The 21321-nt window shown below is 68.6% G+C and carries 22 protein-coding genes; 7 read left to right on the top strand and 15 right to left on the bottom strand.

Annotation, left to right across the window (positions count from 1 at the left end; translation table 11 throughout):
* Positions 1–22: 22 nt before the first annotated feature.
* Entirely contained in the window at positions 23–517 is a 495-nt protein-coding gene (gene tpx, locus A5730_RS02390; RefSeq protein WP_067895111.1) for a thiol peroxidase, read from the bottom strand.
* Positions 518–628: 111 nt separating this feature from the next.
* On the opposite strand from tpx, the gene A5730_RS02395 reads away from it, so the two are divergent.
* Both A5730_RS02395 and A5730_RS02400 read left to right on the top strand, forming a co-directional pair.
* Positions 629–1588 (top strand): GlxA family transcriptional regulator, encoded by a 960-nt coding sequence (locus A5730_RS02395; protein WP_067895114.1) that lies wholly within the window; start codon positions 629–631, stop codon positions 1586–1588.
* Between the two features lie 66 nt (positions 1589–1654).
* Positions 1655–2350: a DJ-1/PfpI family protein gene (locus A5730_RS02400; RefSeq protein WP_231994612.1), complete on the top strand. Its 696-nt coding sequence runs from the start codon at positions 1655–1657 to the stop codon at positions 2348–2350.
* 12 nt (positions 2351–2362) lie between these two features.
* Here the strand turns inward: A5730_RS02400 and A5730_RS02405 are convergent, their stop codons facing one another.
* A complete protein-coding gene (locus A5730_RS02405; protein WP_067895118.1) occupies positions 2363–2839 on the bottom strand; it encodes a nuclear transport factor 2 family protein in 477 nt (158 codons plus the stop codon).
* Positions 2840–2897: 58 nt separating this feature from the next.
* Between A5730_RS02405 and A5730_RS02410 the strand changes: the two genes are divergently transcribed.
* On the top strand, positions 2898–3668 hold the full coding sequence (locus tag A5730_RS02410) for an SDR family oxidoreductase (protein ID WP_067895121.1): 771 nt from the start codon (positions 2898–2900) through the stop codon (positions 3666–3668).
* Here the strand turns inward: A5730_RS02410 and A5730_RS02415 are convergent.
* From A5730_RS02415 to A5730_RS02445, 7 genes are all read right to left on the bottom strand, one after another.
* The gene (locus tag A5730_RS02415; protein WP_231994604.1) at positions 3653–4405 is read right to left on the bottom strand and encodes a YqjF family protein; all 753 of its coding nucleotides are present in this window, start codon (positions 4403–4405) and stop codon (positions 3653–3655) included. The genes A5730_RS02410 and A5730_RS02415 overlap by 16 nt on opposite strands.
* Complete coding sequence (locus A5730_RS02420; RefSeq protein WP_067895124.1) at positions 4402–5061, bottom strand: hypothetical protein; 660 nt, start codon at positions 5059–5061, stop codon at positions 4402–4404. The genes A5730_RS02415 and A5730_RS02420 overlap by 4 nt, the downstream gene beginning before the upstream one ends.
* A 128-nt stretch (positions 5062–5189) precedes the next feature.
* Positions 5190–5861, bottom strand: a complete 672-nt coding sequence (locus A5730_RS02425) for a GAP family protein (RefSeq protein ID WP_067895355.1) — start codon at positions 5859–5861, stop codon at positions 5190–5192.
* An 8-nt stretch (positions 5862–5869) separates the two neighbouring features.
* Positions 5870–8197 carry an arylsulfatase gene (locus A5730_RS02430; protein ID WP_067895127.1) on the bottom strand — a complete coding sequence of 776 codons (2328 nt, stop codon included), beginning with the start codon at positions 8195–8197 and terminating at the stop codon, positions 5870–5872.
* A gap of 94 nt (positions 8198–8291) precedes the next feature.
* Positions 8292–9524 (bottom strand): serine hydrolase domain-containing protein, encoded by a 1233-nt coding sequence (locus A5730_RS02435; protein ID WP_067895131.1) that lies wholly within the window; start codon positions 9522–9524, stop codon positions 8292–8294.
* Between the two features lie 64 nt (positions 9525–9588).
* Complete coding sequence (locus tag A5730_RS02440; protein ID WP_067895134.1) at positions 9589–11412, bottom strand: fatty acyl-AMP ligase; 1824 nt, start codon at positions 11410–11412, stop codon at positions 9589–9591.
* A gap of 101 nt (positions 11413–11513) precedes the next feature.
* Positions 11514–12581, bottom strand: coding sequence for a serine hydrolase (locus A5730_RS02445; protein ID WP_156745653.1), 1068 nt, complete (start codon positions 12579–12581; stop codon positions 11514–11516).
* Between the two features lie 134 nt (positions 12582–12715).
* On the opposite strand from A5730_RS02445, the gene A5730_RS02450 reads away from it, so the two are divergent.
* A complete protein-coding gene (locus tag A5730_RS02450; protein WP_067895139.1) occupies positions 12716–13186 on the top strand; it encodes an SRPBCC family protein in 471 nt (156 codons plus the stop codon).
* Between the two features lie 38 nt (positions 13187–13224).
* Here A5730_RS02450 and A5730_RS02455 read toward each other — a convergent pair whose 3' ends face one another.
* From A5730_RS02455 to aceA, 5 genes are all read right to left on the bottom strand, one after another.
* Positions 13225–13560 (bottom strand): hypothetical protein, encoded by a 336-nt coding sequence (locus tag A5730_RS02455; RefSeq protein ID WP_156745654.1) that lies wholly within the window; start codon positions 13558–13560, stop codon positions 13225–13227.
* Positions 13561–13629: 69 nt separating this feature from the next.
* Positions 13630–14793, bottom strand: a complete 1164-nt coding sequence (locus A5730_RS02460) for an LLM class flavin-dependent oxidoreductase (RefSeq protein ID WP_067895145.1) — start codon at positions 14791–14793, stop codon at positions 13630–13632.
* Between the two features lie 179 nt (positions 14794–14972).
* Positions 14973–15272, bottom strand: a complete 300-nt coding sequence (locus A5730_RS24885; RefSeq protein WP_067895149.1) for a hypothetical protein — start codon at positions 15270–15272, stop codon at positions 14973–14975.
* 154 nt (positions 15273–15426) lie between these two features.
* Positions 15427–15630, bottom strand: coding sequence for a hypothetical protein (locus A5730_RS24890; RefSeq protein WP_067895152.1), 204 nt, complete (start codon positions 15628–15630; stop codon positions 15427–15429).
* 370 nt (positions 15631–16000) lie between these two features.
* Entirely contained in the window at positions 16001–18289 is a 2289-nt protein-coding gene (gene aceA / locus A5730_RS02475; protein WP_067895155.1) for an isocitrate lyase ICL2, read from the bottom strand.
* Between the two features lie 304 nt (positions 18290–18593).
* On the opposite strand from aceA, the gene A5730_RS02480 reads away from it, so the two are divergent.
* Positions 18594–18968: a hypothetical protein gene (locus tag A5730_RS02480; protein ID WP_067895159.1), complete on the top strand. Its 375-nt coding sequence runs from the start codon at positions 18594–18596 to the stop codon at positions 18966–18968.
* Here A5730_RS02480 and A5730_RS02485 read toward each other — a convergent pair.
* Positions 18965–19681, bottom strand: a complete 717-nt coding sequence (locus A5730_RS02485) for an MBL fold metallo-hydrolase (RefSeq protein ID WP_067895162.1) — start codon at positions 19679–19681, stop codon at positions 18965–18967. The genes A5730_RS02480 and A5730_RS02485 overlap by 4 nt on opposite strands.
* Before the next feature lie 112 nt (positions 19682–19793).
* Here A5730_RS02485 and A5730_RS02490 point away from each other — a divergent pair, with 112 nt between their 5' ends.
* A complete protein-coding gene (locus A5730_RS02490) occupies positions 19794–20798 on the top strand; it encodes a medium chain dehydrogenase/reductase family protein (protein ID WP_067895165.1) in 1005 nt (334 codons plus the stop codon).
* A gap of 45 nt (positions 20799–20843) precedes the next feature.
* Positions 20844–21290 carry an SRPBCC family protein gene (locus A5730_RS02495; protein ID WP_067895168.1) on the top strand — a complete coding sequence of 149 codons (447 nt, stop codon included), beginning with the start codon at positions 20844–20846 and terminating at the stop codon, positions 21288–21290.
* The last annotated feature ends 31 nt before the right edge of the window (positions 21291–21321 follow it).

Here is a 21321-nt window from a genome sequence, read left to right on the forward strand (position 1 = left end):
CGGCTCGCAAACAAGCGAGGGGTCAGCCCGCCGCCGCCAGCGCCGCGTCGTAGTTGGGCTCCTGGGCGATCTCCGGGACCAGCTCGGTGTAGGTGACCTTGCCGTCGGCGCCGACCACCACGATGGCCCGGGCGAGCAGACCGGCCATCGGGCCGTCGGTGATGGTGACGCCGTAGTCCTCGCCGAAGCTGCTGCGGAACGCCGAACCCGTCTGGACGTTGTCGATGCCCTCGGCGCCGCAGAACCGGGCGAACGCGAACGGCAGGTCCTTCGACACGCACACCACCGTGGCGCCGCTGGCGGCGGCGCGCTCGTTGAAGGTCCGGACGCTGGTCGCGCACACCGGAGTGTCCACCGAGGGGAAGATGTTGAGTACCAAGGCTTTACCACCGAGCTGGTTACTGTCGACCGGCCCCAGGTCGCCGCCAGTCAGGCTGAAGGCCGGCGCCGGAGACCCGACGCTGGGCAGCTCGCCGACGGTGTTGATCGGGTTTCCACGCAACGTTATCTGTGCCATGCGGACAGTCTGCCAAGCCCGCTGCGGCCGCCACGGGCCAGGTCCCCATGTCCTAATTGGTGGGCTGCACGGCGTAGACGACATGCCGGTGGGTGCCCAACACTTGAGTTCATGGTTCGCAGGGTCGTGATCGCCGGGTTCCCCGGTGTGCAGGCGCTCGACGTGGTGGGACCGCACGACGTCTTCACCGGCGCGGCGCTGCTCACCGGGGGCGGCTACGACGTCGCGGTGGCGTCCGTCGACGGTCGGGCGATCACCACCCCGACCGGTCTGGGCTTCGTCGCGGCGCCGCTGCCGGACCCGGGCGACCCCACCGCACCGATCGACACCGTCGTGCTGCCCGGCGGCGCCGGTGTCGACGCCGCCCGATCGGACGCCGCGCTGATCGGCTGGATCAAGGCCGCCGCCGCAACCGCCCGCCGCGTGGTGACGGTCTGCACCGGCGCGTTCCTGGCGGCCGAGGCGGGGCTGCTGGACGGGCAGCGGGTGACCACGCACTGGGCCTTCGCCGGGAAGTTGGCCCGCGAGTTTCCCGGGATCGACGTCGACGTGGACCCGATCTTCGTCCGCAGCTCGGACTCGGTGTGGACGGCCGCGGGCGTCACCGCGGGCATCGACTTGGCGCTCTCGCTGGTCGAGGACGACCACGGCACGGAGGTCGCGCAGACGGTCGCCCGCTGGCTGGTGCTGTATCTGCGCCGCCCCGGCGGGCAGACGCAGTTCGCGGCGCCGGTGTGGATGCCGCGCGCCAAGCGCAACTCGATCCGCGCGGTGCAGGAGGCGATCGAGGCGGAGCCGGGCGGCGAGCACAGCATCGACGAGCTGGCGCGCCGCGCCGCGATGAGCCCGCGGCACTTCACCCGCGTCTTCACCGCCGAGGTCGGCGAGGCGCCCGGCCAGTACGTCGAACGGATCCGGACCGAAGCCGCGCGCCGCCAGTTGGAGGAGACCGATGACACCGTCGTCGCGATCGCTACCCGGTGCGGCTTCGGCACCGCGGAAACCATGCGGCGCAACTTCGTTCGACGGGTCGGCATCCCGCCCGACCAATACCGCAAGGCCTTCGCCTGAAACGAAAGGACGACACCCATGACCCAGATCGCGATCGTGGCCTATCCGGGATTCACCGCGCTCGACATGATCGGCCCGTACGAGGTGCTGCGCAACCTTCCCGACGCGGAGGTTCGGTTCGTCTGGCACCAGGCGGGGCCGATCACCGCCGACTCCGGCGTGCTGGTGATCGGGGCGACCCACTCGTTGGCCGAAACCCCTTCGCCCGACGTGATTCTCGTGCCGGGCGGCCCGTCCACCCCGGTGCATGCCCGTGATGACGCGCTGCTGGACTGGCTGCGGCAGGCGCATCGCACCGCCCGGTGGACGACGTCGGTCTGCTCGGGATCGGTGATCCTGGCGGCCGCCGGCCTACTGACGGGCCGGCGCGCCACGTCGCACTGGCTGACCATTCCGGCGCTCAAGGCGTTCGGCGCCGTCCCGGTGGGTGACGAGCGAATCGTGCACCAGGACAACGTCGTAACCTGCGCGGGGGTGTCGGCGGGCCTCGACCTCGCGCTGTGGCTGGCCGGCGAGATGGGCGGCGAAGGCCGCGCCAAGGCGATCCAGCTGGCGATCGAATACGACCCCCAGCCGCCGTTTGACTCGGGCCACCTGTCGAAGGCGTCGGCGACCACCAAGGCCGCGGCCACGGCGCTGCTGTCCAGGGAGAGTATGAAGCCGGCCAACATGAAGGCCGCCACGATGCTGGCGTGGGAGCAGGCGCTGGCGGCCGTGCGGTCGCGGCGGCGCGGCCGACAGCCGCACCTGTCGTCCGCTTAGTTCTGGGCGACCTCAGGCGCCCGGCTGCAGGATCTCGTCGGACTCCAACCGACCGCCGGCCTGCAGCCAGGCGGCCACCACACCCGGCGCGTCGCGGTTGGGGTTGTAGATGTCCTCCTCGCTGGAGAACAAGCCGTTCCCGGCGTAGACCAGCCGGGTCCAGTTCGGGAACCAGAACGGCTCGCCGTCGGGATCCGTCGGGTGGTCGAGCAGGTTCTTGATCATCACGACGACGGCGTCGTTGTCCTCGTCGTAGGCGGTCCAGTCGGACGGAAATCGCATGTGCGGGAACGGCGCCATCACGGCGACGATCCAGTCCCGCACGGCCTCGCGGCCGTGGAACACTCCGTAGTGATGTTCGGTATAGACGACATCGTCGGTGAACAGATCGGCAAACGGCCGCCAATCGCCCGATGCGCTGCAGCCCTCCACGACCCGCGTGTAGTTCTCGACGGCTTGCTCGATTTCTGCCCTGGTGTATTTGCCCATGGCGGACACACTAGAACGTGTTGCGGTTGACGGCGGCTCGTCTGAAAAGGGATATCGCATGAACGTCTTGGAATTGTTCGATCTGCGCGGCAAGCGGGCGCTGGTAACTGGCGCATCCAGCGGCATCGGCAAGGTGGTGGCGCGGGCCTACCTGCAGGCGGGCGCCGACGTGGCCATCGCGGCGCGGCGCACCGACGACTTGGAACGGGTGGCCCGCGAGATCGCGCCGGACGGCGCGGGCCGGGTGGTGCCGATCGGCTGCGACGTGACCCAGCCCGACCAGGTGACCGCCATGCTGGACCGGGTGACCGCGGAGTTGGGCGGCATCGACATCGCGGTCTGCAACGCCGGCATCATCACCGTGAACGGGATGCTGGACATGGGACTGGAAGAGTTCGAGCGCATCCAAAAGACCAACGTCACAGGCGTTTTCCTGACCGCGCAAGCGGCGGCCAGGGCGATGGTCCAACAGGGGCAGGGCGGCGCCATCATCACCACCGCCTCGATGTCGGGCCACATCATCAACATCCCGCAGCAAGTGGGCCACTACTGCGCGTCGAAAGCGGCGGTGATCCACCTGACCAGGGCCATGGCCGTGGAGTTCGCGCCGCACAACATCCGGGTCAACAGCGTCAGCCCGGGTTACATCCGCACCGAACTGGTGGAGCCGCTGACCGAATACCACCGCCTGTGGGAGCCCAAGGTGCCGCTGGGGCGGATGGGCCGGCCCGAGGAGCTCGCCGGCCTGTACCTGTACCTGGCCAGCGCGGCCTCCACCTACATGACCGGTTCGGACGTGGTGATCGACGGCGGCTACGCCTGCCCGTAACGCACGACGGAGGGGCGGCCGAACCGGGTTCGCACGCCGGGCGAGAAGAGCGCCCGCAATCGCTGGCCGGCGGGCCGCACCATGCTGGCGGCCACCAGCTCGTCGTCCAGCTCGACGATGTCGGCCGCGTGCAACGGCCACGTCGCGTGCTCGTTCGGTATCCACCAGGTCCGGCCGGCCTTGCGGGTGTGCGCGCCCCATCGGGCGGTGAGCCACACTTCCAGCGGTGTCGGTTCCACCCGGGCGCCGACGGCGACCTCGATCCGGCTGCGCAGGCCGCGGCGGGGCCACCGGCGCACGCTGCGGTAGGTGACGCGGTCGCCGTAGCGGTTCGTCCGCATCCGCGCCCAGGTGTACGGCACGCCCAGGGCGCCCCGGATGACCGGCACGACGGCCAGCCGGGCCGTTTCCAGCGACCGGAACAGCACGCCGTGGCGGCCGGAGTCGTCGACCGAATACAGCCGCACGTTGGTCTCTGGAAAGCTGCCGAAGTACGGAAGTCGCAGCGCCGAGCCGACTTTCGTGTGGCCCATCGCAAACGGGATCAGCCCCACATAGGTCATGCCGTCGAACACGTCTGGGCGGGTGCCGGGTGGGTACAACGGCTCGACGGTGTCGGGCCGCACCGGCCAGTGGATGAAGGTGAGGTCGCGCCAGTACTGGTCGAAGGTCACCGGGCCGCGCAGGGGTGGTGGAGTGATCGGAAACCCGGCGAGGTCGTCGCCCGCCGCGCTCACCCCTCCAGCTCCCCGGAGATCCCCCGCTCGATCGCCGCTTGCATCGTTGCCGGCAAGACCACGAGGCCGTCGAGTTCCTGACGCGCCAACTCATAGGCGTGCCGGCGCTCCTGCGGCGCGGCGGCCGGGTCCGACGCGACCCGCAATAGGCTCTGGGCCCGCGCGATTCGCTGCTGATCGGCGTGGGAGAAGTCGCTGCGGCGCCTGCGCGTCGCCTCGGTCTCGGCGGCGTTGAAGGCGGTCACGTAATCCTCGACGGCGGACAGGTACTGCGCGGCGGCTTCCCTGTCGTCGAGCAGGTCCTCGGCCTTGACGGGGCGCAGCAGGTCGGCCCGGAGCTTGGCCTTATGGAAGGCGACCGTCAGCGGGTCCCGCATGTCGGTCATGAGCGGAAAGTCGAGGAGCTTGGCCACGTCGAGTTCGTACTCGAGCCACCGCGCGTCGGTGCGGCGGTGCTCCTCGAGGATCCGGCGCAGCGAGCGCCACTGGGCGACGTGATTGTCGCCGGTGTCCGGCCGGGGTTCCGCGCGGTCGGTCTCCGGCGGTTGCTCCGACCGTCGCCGGTTGGCGCCGAACGCGCGCACCGCGGCGACGGTCGCGCCCACCAGGGGCAGGACGACGATCATCAGCTCCGCCAGCCGGATGAGCAAACCCACACGGCCAGGATGCCACCCGCGGACACATCCGGTGCGGGCCCGCATCCGCCTGCACCCGAGTCGCCCGCCGGTGGGCCCGTGGCATGTACCCCCACCCCCACCACGCCCTCCGGTCGACGCTTGCGGCGCTAAAGAAATCCGAAGCCGCGCAGAGCTTTAATCGCGAACCAGATTCCGAAAAGCACGCTCACCACGATCACGATCGGTCGGTCGTGCTCCTGCAGCCAGCGCAGCACCCGGTCCAGCAGGGCGCGCGATCGCTCCGGGAAAACGGCTGCCGCACCGACGATAAGCAGATTCACGCTCGCCGCGAGCGCCACGAACACGATGTAGGAACCGATGTTGGCCGGCCGGCTGAGATTCGCATCGCCGATAACACTGATCGCCGCGAGCGTGAAAACCCAGGCTTTCACCGACACGGTGATCACGCCCGCGCCGATGAAGAAGGCCTTCGTGGGTGTGGCCGAGGTCAACGTGTTCATCCACTTCGGCGGTGGGGCGTTGGGATCGTCCCCGCTGAACAGCTCACGCGCCGCGGTGACCAGCAACAGCAGGGCCACCACCAGCAGCAGCGTGGACACGATCCAGTGGTGCGGGTGATCCGAGCCTGCGCCGCGGGCCCCCCAATGCAGGATGGTGCCGAAGACGAGGCCTTGAATCAGACGCGTGCTGACGTGCCCCAGGACCCAGGAACCGGCGGCCCGCACGCCCGACGGGCCGCCCAGCAGCATGATCGTGATGACGACCTCGATCGGTTCCAGTGCGCAACCAAGTAGCAGCGGGATGAGGCTGCCCCACATGGTGAGCACTATTGCGCTCCCAGCGCCGCGCGCACCTCTGCTTCGGCGATCGCCGCGGCCAGATCCGTGTGATGAGGGTGCACGGTGGCGTCGACCCGGTCGATCCGGCCCGTGAACCGGAAATCATGGCCGTACGGCGCAACCGGCGAGCCGGTGTCGGTGCCGACGTCCAGGGTCTCACCGCTCATCGAGAATCGGAACGGCACCGTGCGTTCGATGCGGCCGCCGGCCACCTCGGCGTCGTCGACGCGGAGCGACACCGCGGCGCCCTTGCCCAGTCCGCCACCGTCATAGTCAAACGAAAGCCCCAGGGCGACTGGGCCTTCCGGTATCGGCTCGGTGGTTGCAATGGTGGTGAGCTCACGGCCGAAGTAGTTGTAGACAAAGTGCGGAGCGCCATCGCGCAGGTACAGACTCCAGCCGGCCATCGCGCCGCCGATGCAGATCACCACTCCCTGAGCGCCGCCCGGCGGTATGGCAAGTTGCGCCCGCAGCTCGAAGGACGTGCTGGTGTAGCTCAGTGTCACGGGTTCGGGGATGCGCACATTCCCGGCGTAATAGGTGACCGAGGTGCGGTCGGCCAGCGGGCTCGGCCGGTTGCCGGGCAAGGCGCGCGCGAGCGTCGCGTCGCTGAGTGGGTAGACGTCGTATTTGTGTGCCTCCGCGGCGAATGCGGCCTTCAGTTCCGCGAGTTTGTCGGGGCGTTGCGCGGCCAGGTCGGCACTCTGGCTGAAATCGTCTGCGAGGCGGTAAAGCTCCCACCTCTCGGTGTCGCCGAACGGGGTTGCGCGCTGGGCGCGGACCCAGGGCAGGCGCCCGTGAAAGCACGAGGCGATCCAGCCATCGTGGTATATAGCCCTATTGCCGAAGATCTCGAAATACTGCGTGGTTCGCCGGCCCGCCGCCGCGGCGTCGTCGAACGAGTACCGCATGCTGACACCCTCGATCGGTTTCTGCTCAACACCGTTGACAACAGCGGGCATTTCGATGCCGGCGGCCTCCAGGATGGTGGGGACGATGTCGATGACGTGGTGAAACTGGGTGCGCTGCTCCCCCGCCGCCGCTATGCCGTGCGGCCACGAGATCGCCAATCCGTTGCGGGTTCCCCCGAAGTGGGACGCCACCTGCTTCATCCACTGAAACGGCGCGTCGAGCGCCCATGCCCAACCGACGTTGTAGTGGTTTTCGCATCTCGGCGTTCCAAAGTCGGCGATGTGAGCCAGCAGCCATTCGGGATCTTCGGGCATCCCGTTTTGGAATGCCGGTGAGCTCCAAGCACCGTGCAGCGTCCCCTCCGCGGATGCGCCGTTGTCGCCGCACACATAGATGAATAACGTGTCGTCCCAAAGCCCCAACTCGTCGATGGTGTCGATGAACCGGCCGATCTGGGCATCGGTGTGGGCCAAGAATCCGGCGTAGACCTCCATCAGCCGCCGGGCGACCGGCTTGTAGCGATCGTCGTAGTCCGCCCACGCGGGAATCTGTTCGGGACGCGGGGTCAATTTGGCATCGGAGGGGATGACTCCCATTTCGAGCTGGCGGGCGTATATCCGGTCCCGCAAGGCGTCCCAGCCGTCGTCGAAGTGACCGGCGAACCGCTCGGACCATTCCGGCCAGACTTGGTGAGGACTGTGCGTGGCGCCGGGCGCGAAGTAAACAAAGAACGGTTTCTCCGGCGCCGACGCTTTCTGCAGGCGAATCCAGTCGATCGCCTTGTCGGCCAGGTCCTCCGTCAGGTGATAGTCGTTGCGCCCCAGATACGGCTCAACGGGCGTGATCTGGTCATACAGCGCGGGCTCGTACTGTGACGTGTCACCACCCAGAAACCCGTAGAAACGTTCGAATCCGAGTCCGGTGGGCCAACGATCGAACGGGCCGGCGGGGCCGATCTCCCAGGTCGGGGTGAAGTGCGCCTTGCCGAACAGCGCGGTGCTGTAGCCGTTCATCTGCAGCACTTGGGCGACCGTGGCGGTGCTCCGCGGTATCACGCTGTCGTAACCCGGAAACCCATAGGCGATCTCGCAGATGGTGCCCATGTGCGCGCTGTGGTGGTTGCGTCCGGTCAGCAGTGCGGCGCGCGTCGGTGAACACAGCGCGGTCGTGTGGAATTGGTTGTAGCGCAGCCCGGAACCGGCGACGCGGTCCAACGCGGGTGTCGGCACCGGCCCGCCGAACGTCGATGCGGCGCCGAATCCGACATCGTCGAGCAGGACCACCACGACGTTGGGAGCGCCGGCGGGCGGATAGTCGATTGACGGTCTTGCCGGCGTGGACTCACCGGCCGAAGGGTGAATGGTCCCGTCGAACCGCTGGTCCCCGCGGGGCAGGTGGACCATCGCGCCTCCTGGTGTTGGTGCAGCGGAACTATCCGGCCGTCCCCCACGCAATTCGGCTTCTCCACCGTAATCGGGCGGCGAATCCCTAACGGGCTCAGGTCTGCGGTCGCACCCCGAGCACATCGCGGAACAGGGCCTGCCGCACGGCGAGTTCGCGCGGGTCGCTCCACAGGTGAAACCCGAGCCGGTTCATGACATAGGCGAATCCGACGCCGGTGTCCGGGTCGGCGCAGCCGAACGATCCGCCGAAGCCGGGTGTTCCGAAGGCGGCGTCCGAGGAGCCGAATGCGAAGTGCGGCACGGGCTTACAGAGACCGAGCGAATACGCCACGTCCACGTTCATCACCTTGTCGCGAACGCCGCGGCTCGGTGAGAGCGCCGGCGCCACCAGCGCGCCGACGGTCTCGGCGGCGAGGCCGAGCTCCGCTCCCCCGGTGGCCGCGCTGCCGTACATGCGCGCCACCGACCGGGCGGTGCCGATGCCGTTGGCCGACGGGATCTCCACGGCCCGGACGTCGTCGCGGTTGTAGTCGCCGTTGAACGCGTTGACGCCGCGCGGGACGGCGATGGCGCGCGCCGTCAGGCCGACCGGGTTGAGCGAGGCGCCCACGAATCCCGGCGGCATGACGTTGAGGTGCAGCAGCGTTTCCGCGCGCACCCAGTTGTGGACGTGCGCGACCCGCTGCCGGTCCACCGAATCCGGCAGCCCGATGTGTAGGTCGAGCCCCAGCGGCCGCACGATCTCGTCGGCCATGAAGCGGCCCAGCGTGCGGCCGGCCGGGTCGGTCCGCCGGATCAGTTCCGATTCGTACCAGCCGAGCGTGATCGCGTGGTAGCCGTGCCGGGCACCCGGTGGCCAAGCCGGCGCTTGGGCCGCCAGGATCGGCGACAGCTTCTCGGGGTCGGCGACGTCGGCCAGCGTCGGCTTCGGTTTGAGCGCGCACAGCCCGGCCTGGTGCCCCAGGAGCTGGCGGACCGTGACCTCACCCTTGCCCGCCTGCGCGAATTCCGGCCAGTAGTCGGCCACCCTGGCGTCGTAGGAGAGCAGTCCGCGGGACACGGCGACGGCGACGACCAGGGCGGCGACCCCCTTGGTCGTAGAGAACATGTTGACCATGGTGTCGGGCCGCCACGGTTGCTTGGCCACGCCGTTTCGGTAGCCGCCCCACAGGTCGACGACCTTGACCCCGTCGCGGTAGACCGCCAGGGCCGCACCCACTTCCGCGCCGCCGCGGAAATTGGCGCGAAAGGCGTCCGCGACCTTCCCGTACCCGGCGTCGACATCGCCGCCGATCAGGTCGGCCGCCACCGCAACCTTGAGCACCATCGTCGCCTCCGAATGGAGACTAAGCCAGGCGCGCCGACGCGCAAGGCTTTTCGGGCCGTCTGGGTCAGTGCGCCAGGTCGCCGCTCAGGTATTCGGCGCGGCAGGCCCGGCGCGCCAGCTTGCCACTGGTGGTGCGCGGAATGGCGCCGGCCGGCAGCAAACGCACGTCCGCGACCGGCACGCCGTGGCGGCGCATGACCGCGGCGCGGATGGCCTCGATGGCCGGCTCGGGGTCGACGCGGCTGGTGCCCGCCGCCCGCTCGGCGACAATCACCAGTTGCCGACCCGTGTTGCCGGCCGGCACCGCGAAGGCGGTCACATACCCGCGGCGGACGATCCCCGAGGCTTCGGCGACGGTGGCCTCGATGTCCTGTGGGTAGTGGTTGCGGCCGTCGACGCTGACCATGTCGGCGATCCGGCCCGTGACGTACAGCTCGCCGTCCAGATAGGTGCCCAGGTCCCCCGTCCGCAGCCACGCGCCCTCCAGGGTCGAACCCCCGGCGTGGCTGCCCTCGGCCAGGTGGGACCGCAGCCGGGCGCCGAACGCCCGCCGGGTGTCGTCGGGCAGCCCCCAGTAGCCGCGGCCGACGTTGTTGCCCTGCAGCCAGATCTCGCCGACGCGGCCGTCGGGCAGTTCGGCCCCGGTGTCCGGGTCGACGATGACGGCCCATTCGCTGCGGGCCACCTGACCGCAGGACACCTGCGGCACGGCCCCCGGGGCGTCAGCCGCGACCCGCACCGCGCGACCGGCGCCCAGCTCGTCGCGATCGAAGTAGGCGGGGGTCGCCTCGGCCGCGGGCGCGATGGTGGCGACGAACAGGGTCGCCTCGGCGATGCCGTAGGACGGCTTGAACGCCGTCGGCGGTAACCCGTAGGGGGCGAACGCGTCGTTGAAGGTGTTGATCGCCTCGATGCTGACCGGTTCGGAGCCGATGATCAGCACCACGTTGCTCAAGTCGACGTCGTCGCCGGGCGCGGGCAGGCCCCGCTGGGCCGTCCATTCGTAGGCGAAGTTGGGCGCGGCGGTGACGGCGCGGCCCGCCTCGGCCGACAGGGCCTTGATCCAGCGTTGCGGCCTGCGGACGAACGCGGCGGGCGACATCAGCGTGGAGTGTCCCCCGTAGACCGCCGGGAAGCCGATCATCGACAGGCCCATGTCGTGGTAGAGCGGCAACCAGCTCACCCCGTGGGTATTGCGGTCGAGCAGGTCGATCGAAAGGATCATCTGCACGAGGTTGGTGCCCACCGCCCGGTGCGTGATCTCAACGCCGACCGGGGGTCGCGTCGAGCCCGAGGTGTATTGCAGGTGGGAAACATCGTCGTGGCGTAACTCGTTGGGCGCGAACGATTTTCGTGCCGAGTCGGGGATCTCGTCGATGACGACGACCCGCGGCCGTTGCAATTGCGGGAGCGTGCCCAAGAAGTCCTCGACGGCGCCCCGTGCCGCCGCCGTCGTCAAGACCGCCGTCGGTTGCGAATCACGCAGCGCCGTGTTCAGACGTTCCGCGTGCCCGGGCAACTCCGGCGCGAACAGCGGCACCGCGACGGTTCCGGCCTTGATCGCCGCGTAGAAACCCATCACGTAGTCGAGGCTCGGCGGCGCCAGGACCGCGACCCGCTCGCCGCGGCCGGCGACGCGTTGGACACCCGCGCCGATGGCCTCCAGCCGGACACCGAACTGGTTCCACGTCACCTCCTGGACATGCCCCTCGTCCCCGCGGCTGTAGTCCAGAAAGCGGTACGCCACCGCGTCGCCGACGTTCGCGATGTTGCGGTCGATGAGCGAGATCAGCGTGACGTCCGGCGGCGGCATGACGTTGCCCTCGGCATCCAGGCAGTCCTCGATGTCGAGCAAGCCGGGGGTCTGCTGCCGGGGGGCGATCTCCATGGACCCACTGTAGGGAAACCGTCCCGGCAACCGGCGCGGCCGCGAAGGTGATCATCGGCACGTTGCGCCCGAAGGCGTTGATTCGGAGCCGAATTCGCGGGTTACGCCCAGAGCTTTTGCAACGCGTCGGCGAGGGCCTCCGGGTCCTGCTTGTCGGTGTTGCAGCTGACGGCCACCGAGGTGGACCGGTCCTTGCTGACCCGAAATGCGGTGACGAAGCCGCCCCAATCACCGTCGTGGTCGAGCGAGCCGTCGGCCAGGAGGTAGATTCCCGCCCCGTAGCGGTCACCGCCGCCCTTTTGGGTCGGTACCGCTCTAGCCAGTTGGGCATTCAGCAGCGCGGGTCCACCGACTCGGCCGGTCCGATAATTGTCCGCCCAGACGACGAGTTGGCTTGGAGTTGTCTGAATCCCGCCGTCGCCGACCTGCTCCCAGCCGGATGCGATCGCCTCGCCGCTCTTCTCGTAGCCGACGGCCTTGCCCCGAATCGGCCCGGTCGGATCGACGACCATGCTCAGGCCGAGGGGCCGGAAGAATTTCTCGGCGAGGACTTGCGACAGCGGTTGCCGTGCTACCCGGTGGACGATCTCGCCGAGCAGCAGGTAGTTGGAGTTGGAGTATTCGAATCGCGAACCCGGGTCGAATTCCAGTGCGGTCACCGCGGCGAGCGCCTGCAGCGCCTGCTCCTCGGTGGTTCGGTCGCCGGCCTGGAACCCCTGCGCCTCCAGCAGCCCGACGTAATCGGGGATCCCGCTGGTCTGGTGCATCAACTGTCCGAGGCTGACCGACCGCGCCCACGCCGGCAACTCCGGCGCATGCCGCGAGAGCGGGTCATCGAGCGTCAGCCTGCCCGCGTCCACCAGCAGCAGGATGGCACCCGCGGTGAATTGCTTTGACACCGATGCGATGTCGAACACGGTGTCCGGGGTGATGGCCGCGCCCGTCGACATGTCCGCGACACCGCGCACACCCGTCCAGGCGACCTTTCCCTGAATGCCCACGGCTGCCGAGCATCCCGGCGCACTTGCGCCGACAGCGTCGTCGAGCACGCGTTGACTGTGGACCTTGGCGGCGGTGCGATTCGTGGTGGGGCTTGCGCCGGTGGCACCGTGACCGCCACAGCCGCTGAGCGACAACAGGACGGCAAACAGCGAGATCGGCCGTCGCATCCGCTGATTGTAGGCATTCCTCGCGGTCCAGTCGGCGCTTCGGGTGAACCCCCGCCGGGTGGGGTGGGCCGTGAGCTGTAGCCTACGCGCGAGCGGCATGCACGGTCGCCGATGAATTTTCCGGGGAGTTGGTCATGTCAGGACGAACGTTTTCATTCGAGGTCAATCGCACCAGCACGGCGCCCGCCGCGACGCTGTTCCGGCTCGTGACCGACGGCGCCAACTGGTCGAAGTGGGCCAAACCCATCGTCGTTCACTCGAGTTGGGCGCGGCAGGGCGATCCGGCGCCCGGCGGGATCGGGGCGGTTCGCAAGCTGGGCATGTGGCCGGTGCTCGTGCAGGAGGAAACCGTCGAGTACGAACAGGACCGCCGGCACGTGTACAAACTCATCGCGCCGTCGAATCCCGTGAAGGATTACGTCAGCGAGGTGGTCCTCACGCCGAACCCCGCGGGCGGCACCGACCTGCACTGGACCGGCTCGTTCACCGAGGGGGTGCGCGGGACCGGTCCGCTGATGCGAGCCGCCATGGGCGGTGCGGTGCGGTTCTTCGCCGACCGGTTGGTCAAGACGGCCGAGCGCGAATCGAGCGGGGCGGGCGCATGACGGCCGCACCGCGCGGCCGCCACGCCCGCCGACAGGGTCTAGGGGTTGTTGGCCTGCTGCTCGGTTAGCTGAGCCTGCTGCATGCTCTGCTCGAACTGCTGCTGGGCCTGTTCGTTCTGTTGTTCGGCCTGCTGCATCGACTGTTGCAGCTGTTGCTGATTGAGTTGCTGCTGCAGCTGGGCCTGGTCGTCGTCGTCATCGGCGGCAAAGCCGTTGCCGCCGAAAAGGTTTGGCGGTGTCTGGGGCGACACCGCCACGTCCGCCGGGCGCACTGATTCGTGCCCCGCGCCGAACAAGGCGAGAGCTGCGACGGTGGCGGCGCCCGCGAAAGCGAGTTGCACCATTCGGAGCCGGTGGTCAGCGGTGCTGGTCATCCATCAGTTGTGCGCCGAGAATCTAGCTAACAGCTGGGAAGCGGCTGTCGCTCGACTATGAAGCGGTCGCTACTTGGACTCGACCTCGTCCTGATACTTCTTGGTCATGTGCGCGACGGCGTCCAACTGCGATTGCGCCAGGCTGTCCCGGGCCTGCCCCGCACGCGCGGCGGCATCCAGGGTTGGCTGCGCCTGGCCCTGGAAATGCGGCATCACCTCGGCGGCAAACAATTCGGCGGATCGGCGGGTGGCGGCCGGGTTGGCCCACTCGTGGCCCATCTGCAGCATGCAGCCGAACCCGCCGGATTGATCCCACAGCCGCTGCACCTGCTCCCGCGCGCGCTCGGGCGTGCCGATCACACCGGCCCCGTTGTCGTTAATGACGTCGATCATCTCGTCGAGCTGCTCACCCGGCATCGTCATCTGTGGGAAGGCGGCCACCTTCTGGAAGTACCGGAACCACGGCTCGATGCCGAACTTCACCTCTTCGCGGGCCTGTTTTTCGGTTTCGGCGAGGTGGAACAAACCCACCAGGCTCCAGTTGGAACGGTCGACCCGGGTGCCGAAGGCCGCCGCGCGCTCCTCGACGATGCCCCAGTGGTACGAGAGGGCGTTGAAGCCCTCGACGGTCAGCGTCGCGCCGATGGACAGCAGGCCGATGCCGTGCTTGCCGGCCAGCCGCGCGCCCGTCGGCGACGCGACCGCGGCGACCGACAGCGGGATTCCGCCATCCGAGTAGGGGGCCAGCTGCAACTTGGCGTCGAACAGCTGGTGCGTGGCCGTCTTCGCGCTCACCGTCTCCCCGGCCAGTAGCCGCACGACGATGTCGAGATTCGTTTCCAGCAGCTCGCGTGTGTCCGTGGGGGTGAGCCCGATCATGGCGGAGTCGCTGGGAAGCGAACCCGGCCCCACGCCACCGATGATGCGGCCATGGGTGAGGTGATCCAGCAGCATCAGCCGGTCGGCGACCCAGAGCGGGTTGTGGTACGAGAGCGAAATGACCCCGGTGCCAAAGCGAATCCGCTTGGCGCGTTCGGCCGCGGCGGCGATGAACACCTCCGGCGAACTGATGATCTCGCTGCCGGCCGAATGGTGCTCGCCCATCCACACCTCGTCGAAACCGAGGGCGTCGAGGTGCTCGATGAAAGCGAGGTCGCGCTGTAATGCGAGCGTCGGATTGGTGCCGGCCCGGTGAAACGGGGCGATGAAGTATCCAAACCTGAGCTTCGACATCGAGTTTCCCCTTGCATCGGAGTTGGCCAGAACCATAACCCGAATGCGGTGCCCGGCCTAGGCCGTCACGTAGGAACGCTCGATGGGTAAGAAGTTTTCAGCCGGCGGGGCCAGGTGACCCCGGCCCCGCCGACTTGGGGCGGCAATCCTTGTTTGTTTGGGTGCGCTATCCCGGGATGTCAGTAGCCGCCGCACACGTTGCCGACGCACCCGCCGCCACCGCCCGGGCCGCCGCCGCCGGTCGGGCCGCCGGGGACACCGCCACCGCCGCCGCCGGGCCCGCCGCCACCCGTGGGGCCGCCGGGGGTGCCGCCGCCACCACCGGGTGTGGACGGAGCCACGCTCGACGTGGGCGTGGTCGTCGGGGTGGTGGTCGTGCTGCTGTTCGGTCCCTTGTTGCCGCCGCCGCAACCGACGGCGAACACGAGCATGGCCGCGCCGCCGAACAGCGCGAACGAGGTTCTGGCTGCCGATCTCATCGCAATCCCCAATCCCCGCTTGCGCGTATGCAAGTGGTTCACTTCTCCTTACCCGGGCGCGCGCCCGGGCAAACGGGGATTGCGGGGCGGGGACATCCGCCGACACAAACGCCGATGGCCCATCACCGGGATGGGCCATCGGAAAGCGATTCGACTAGCAGTCGAGCCCGGACACGCAACCGGCAAGGGTGGCCTGGTGGACGCCGGCCGCGGCGTGCGCCGGCGCGATGCCGGAGGACGAGTGTGTCGCCGGTGCCGCCGCCGTCGTGCCAACCGCCACCCCGCCGAAGCCGAGCGCCAAGGTCACCGCTGCCATCCCGCCGAGCGCGGCAACCGCCGTAGTGATTCGAGTTTTCATCAGTCGCTCCTTCTCCTCGAGCGCGTCGGACGAAAGTGGCGCGCGTGTAACACAATGCTACACCTGTGCAACTATTGCTACAAGCAAGAGTTTTCCGACCGCGGTCGAGCGGCGCGGGTGGTCATTCGGGGGTTAAGAGAAAGCGCGGCGGACGGCGGCGCGTTAAGGGCCGATGGCCCATCTCGGGCTAATGGACCATCGGCGAGCCAAATCGTATCCTCGGACAACTGTTGCTATGCGGGATTCCGCCGAAATCGCCTGGTAAGAAATTTTCTTATTCGTAAATTGGACAACTCGCCGCGGCGGCATCGAGCCCAAACCGGCGGGTGGCCGCCGCTTGTCCCCAAAGCGAATGGACGCGCCCGGGCCCCTAGGCCTCCTTGGTGATCAACTTCCGCAGCGCCACCCTGTCCGGTGTCAGCAGTTCGGCGATGCGGGGCTTGTTCACCTCGGCGACGATGATCTCGCCGACCTCCTGATAGACCTCGCTGAAGATGCCGTGCGACTTCATCTTCTCGGTCTGATACAGGTTGTCCTCGGTGGGCGTCACGTAGTAGACCGCGTCGGCCTTGAACCGGTGCACCAGCCAGAGGTGGATGAGCGTCATCAGCCGCTTCTGGCGTAGCTTCTCGGCGAAGGTGTTCTGGTCACGCACCTGCAGGATGCTGCGGCCGTGGCGGTCCTTGATCGGATCGACCACCACGTTGGCCAGCTGCTCGTCGCCGTTGCCATAGATCCCGAGCTCGAGAACGTCCGAACCGGCGCGGCGGGGCCGCAGGGTCACGCGCAGCTTCTCGCCCAGGTGGTAGTTGTCGCTCCACAGCGCCAGCCACTCCTCCAGCAGCTTCTTGGGCACCTCGGTCTGCGCGAGGTGCTGGTGCTGGGTCGAGCCCTTGCCCATCGCCTTGGTGGTCGCGGTGCGGCCCGACGACGCGGCCAGCGCGGCGTCGCTGCGCGGCCCGCCGACCAGGGTCTGCGGGGTCCGGTAGGGCGACTCGACCAGGCGCATCTTGCGCTGCAGCCGAGCCAGCGCCAGCATGCCGTCCTGCTGCAGCGACGTGGCGAACTCCTCGGCGGCGACACCGTCGATCTGGTGACCGCCATAGGTGATGAAGTTGAAGACGAAGCCCATCTTGCCGAGCTCCTCGGGGAAGCGCTTCATCTCCTCGTCCGTCATCCCGGTGGTGTCCCAGTTGAACGACGGCGAAAGGTTGTAGGCCAGCATCTGGTCGGGGAATTCGGCGTGGATCGCGTCGGCGAACTGGCGCGCGTCGGCGAGGTCGGCGGTCTTCGTCTCCATCCAGAGGATGTCGGCGAACGGCGCGACCGCAAGCGATTTGGCGATCGCGTAGGGAATCCCGCCGCGGATCTGGTAGTAGCCCTCCGGGGTCTTGGACAGCTCCGGGTCCCACGGCGGGTCGACGCCCAGATCCTTGGCCTTCTCCCGCGCGGCGTACAGCGACGCGCGCGCCGCGAACTGCGTCCACTCGTCGGGAGTCATGCTCGGCGGCTCGTCGTCCCGGTCGTCGAACGAGAGCACCTCGGCCACGGCCTCGCCGTAGGTCATCAGGCCCGCGTCGTCCTCCCAGGCCGCGACGAACCGCGACTCCACCTGGTCGAAAAGGTCGTCGATGGAGTTCTGCCCGTCGTCGCGCCACTGGGTGACGGCCTCGGTGACCAGGGCCATGATGCCCTGGCGCTCGAGCCACGCGTTGGCGAGGCTGTATTCGCTTTCGGCCAGGGCGTAGAGCAGGTGGCCGTTCAGTTCCTTGACGCCCAACTCGTAGAAGCGCCGCACCAGGGCCAGGAAGCAGCCCTTGTACGACGGGATGTTCAGGTTGGTGGCGCCCAACAGGAACGGTTGGTCGCGCTCGTCGGCGCGGCTGTCGATGAGGTTGGCCGCCTCGGCGTCGGTGCGCGCGACGATGATGCCGGGAACCTTCATCACGTCGAGCTGGAATCGGGCCGCGTTGAGGCGCTTGATCTGTTCGTCGGAAGGCACCAGCACCTTTCCGCCCTGGTGGCCGCACTTCTTTGTGCCGGGGCGCTGGTCCTCGATGTGGTAGCCGGCGACACCGACCTCGACGAAGCGGCGAATCAGGTTGCGCACGTGCGGGTCACCGCCGTGGCCGGTGTCCGCGTCGGCGATGATGAACGGCCGGTAGTCGTACTGGGGGGTGGTCGCGCGCTGGCGGTCGTTCATCTGCAGCCGCAGGTACTGCTGATTGCGGTCGGCGGTCAGCAGGGCGCGCACCAGGACCGCGGCGTCGTCGGGCACCTGGCTCAACGGGTAGCTGGCGAGGTCGGGGCCGGGGTCCTCGGTGGTGGAGCCCTTGGCCGACGTCGCCCAGCCGCCCAGATAGATGCCCTCGATGCCCATCCGCTTCATGGCGACCGCCTGGCCCGGCGAATAGGGGCCGAAGGTGGTGATGCTCTTCTTGGCGGCGAACAGCTCGCGTAGCCGGTCATAGAAGGCCACCGCCGCGTTGCGCGCAACGGCGTAGTCGGTGGGGATCGTGCCGCGCTGCTCCACTACCTGGCGGGCCGTGTAGAGGCGGGTGATGCCGGCGAAGCGCGGACCGTCGATGTACCGCTGCGTGGCGGCGAGCTCGTCTTCGAACGATGTCCGGACTTCGGTGTCCGTGTCAATGATGGCCATGGCCTTACGCTCCTGTTCGGCACGATTTCCCTGACCGAGAGTCTATCCCCGGAGATGACCGTTCAATCAGGGGTCGAAAGACCCGTGCCGAAACCGTGATCGCCGGGGCCCCGGCCCGTTGCGGCACACATCACCCTCCGCGGGCGGCCAGGCCAAGCTTCGGGGCCGACGACCCGGGTTTTGGCTTCGATGCGCTTGGCGCCCAAAGGTTTTGAAGCCAACACGGTCGTCGCTCCGGGCGGGTCGTCGCGGGAATGCGAAGAAAACCCAGCGCGGCCAGCAAACTCGGTGTAGGGTCAGCGCCGTGCCCACAGATTTGCGGTATGAGCGGTGGTACCTCCCCCTGTCGGTTCCCGTCGGGCTGGGCCCGAAGCGCAGCGAGCTACGGGTGGAGGCGGGAACCCTGCACGTGAAGATGGGCTGGGCCTTCGACGCCCACATCCCCCTGGCGTCGATCACCAGCGCCGCGCCGGCGCAGGACAAAGTGCTGACCATGGGCGTGCACTACGCGAAGGGCCGCTGGCTGGTCAACGGGTCCGGTAAAGGCTTGGTGACCTTGACGATTGAGCCTCCGGTGGAGGCGAAGGCCGTGGGCCGAACGGTGTCGCTGCGCGCATTGTGCGTCAGTGTCACCGACCCGGCCGCGCTGATTGCCGCCTGCACCGGGACCCGCGCTTAGCCCGGTTCGGCGCCCGCCCGGTGGGCCAGCCAATCCCGCTGGCGCCGGACGAATCCCGCGTCGACGACGTTGCCGTGCCCCGGCACGTAGCGGGCATCGGGTCCGCCGATCGCGAGCAGCCGATCGAGGGTGGCCGGCCAGGCCGCCAGATCCGAGTCCGCGTCGATGAAGGGGTCGGCGGACTCCTCGATGAGGTCGCCGGTGAACACCACGTCCGGGTCGGCGTCCCCGCCCGGAGCGATCACCACCAGATCCGAGGTGGTGTGGCCGCGGCCCGGGTGGGCGACCGTCACGGTGCGGCCGCCGAGGTCGATCGCCGCGTCATAAACCCCGTGGCGTGGGGGCCGCAGGGCCGCGATCGCGCGGTCCAGTGCCGCGGCGTCGGCGCCGTGTTGCAACGCGTGCTCGCGCATCCGGTCGGTACCCGACGTTAGGTATTCGACCACCTCGGGCGCGCAATAGACGTCGGCGTCGGTGAACAACGCGGAGCCCAGCACGTGGTCAAAGTGCTTGTGCGTCAAGACGATATGGCTGACCGGGCGGCCGGCGAGCCGCCGCACGCCGGCGTCGATCGCGGCGGCCTCGGCCAGAGTGGTGCCGCTGTCGATCAGCATCACCCCGGTGCGGCCCCACACCAGTCCGACGGTGACATCACAGAACCGCAGCCGGCACCGATGCACGGTGGCCGTCAAACGCTCCCACGCGATATGCACATCCTGAAAGGTAGCCGCTCGGCGGTGACGCCGGGCGGAATAGTTGACACGCCCCGAATGGCCGACATAGTGGACGGCACCAGGATGGTCTGAGCGGCGAGAGGAGCTGGCGGTGCGCGCAGTCGTCATCACCAAGCGCGGTGATCCGTCCGTGCTGCAGGTCCGGCAGCGGCCGGATCCCCCGCCGCCGGGCCCGGGACAGCTGCGGGTCGCGGTGCGCGCCGCTGGGGTGAACTTCGCCGATCACCTCGCCCGCGTCGGGATGTACCCCGACGCGCCGAAGCTGCCGGCCGTGGTCGGTTATGAGGTCGCCGGGACGGTGGAGGCCGTCGGCGACGGGGTGGATACCGGCCGCGTCGGCGAGCGGGTGCTGGCGGGCACCCGATTCGGCGGTTACGCCGAGGTTGTCAACGTGGCTGCGAGCGACTCGGTGCCACTGCCTGCGGCGATGAGCTTCGAACAGGGCGCCGCCGTGCCGGTCAACTACGCGACCGCGTGGGCGGCCCTGCACGGTTACGGGTCGCTGCGCGCGGGTGAGCGCGTGCTGGTGCACGCCGCGGCCGGGGGCGTGGGCATCGCGGCCGTCCAGTTCGCGAAGGCCGCCGGGGCCGAGGTGCACGGCACCGCGTCGCCCGCCAAGCATCGCAAGCTCGCCGAGCTCGGGGTGGACCGCGCGATCGACTACCGCCGCGACGGTTGGTGGCGGGGCCTCGAGCCCTATGACCTGGTGCTCGACGCACTGGGCGGCACGTCGCTACGGCGGTCCTACGATCTGCTGCGCCCCGGCGGAAGGCTGGTGGGGTACGGGGTTTCCAACCTGCAGCATGGCGAAAGGCGCTCGCTGCGGGCGGCCGCGCCGCACGCGCTGGCGATGCTGCGCGGGTTCAACCTGATCGACCAACTCTCGGACTCCAAGGCCGTCATCGGCCTGAACATGCTGCGGCTGTGGGACGACCGCGGCACGCTCGAGCCCTGGATCACGCCGCTGACCGAGGCGCTCGACGACGGGACGATCGCGCCCGTCGTGCATGCGGCGGTGCCGTTCGACGACGCGCCGGAGGCGCATCGCATCCTGGCGGCGCGGGAGAACGTCGGCAAGGTGGTCCTGGTGCCGTGACTTCGCGCGAGTTTTCATCGGCCCCGTAGCGGTTATCTTTCCCCCATGGCTATCACCGACTCCCGCGACGTTGTCATCGAGGCGACCCCCGACGAGATCATGGACGTGCTCTTCGACATCGAGTCGCTGCCCGAGTGGTCGTCCTTTCACAAGAAGGTCGAAATCCTCGAGCGGGACGATCAGGGGCATCCCAGCAAATCGCGGCAGGTCGTCAAGATCGTCGGGGTCAGCGACGAGCAGGTGCTCGACTACTCCGTCGAGGACGACGGCGTGGGCTGGACGCTGGTGAGCTCCAAACAGCAACGCGCACAAGAGGGTCGGTACACGCTGAAGCCCGATGGCGACAAAACCCAGGTCCACTTCGAGCTGACCGTGGACCTCACCGTGCCGGTGCCCGGGTTCCTCATCAAGCGAGGGTCCAAGGGGCTGATGGACACGGCGACCGACGGCCTGCGCAAACGGGTGCTCGAAGTCAAGAAGCGCGGCGGTTAGCGGCGGCGCTTCCCGACCGCCGCCGCGCGAG

Origin of the sequence: Mycobacterium sp. ACS4054 (assembly GCF_001667275.1) — a bacterium.
Classification (GTDB): Bacteria; Actinomycetota; Actinomycetes; order Mycobacteriales; family Mycobacteriaceae; genus Mycobacterium.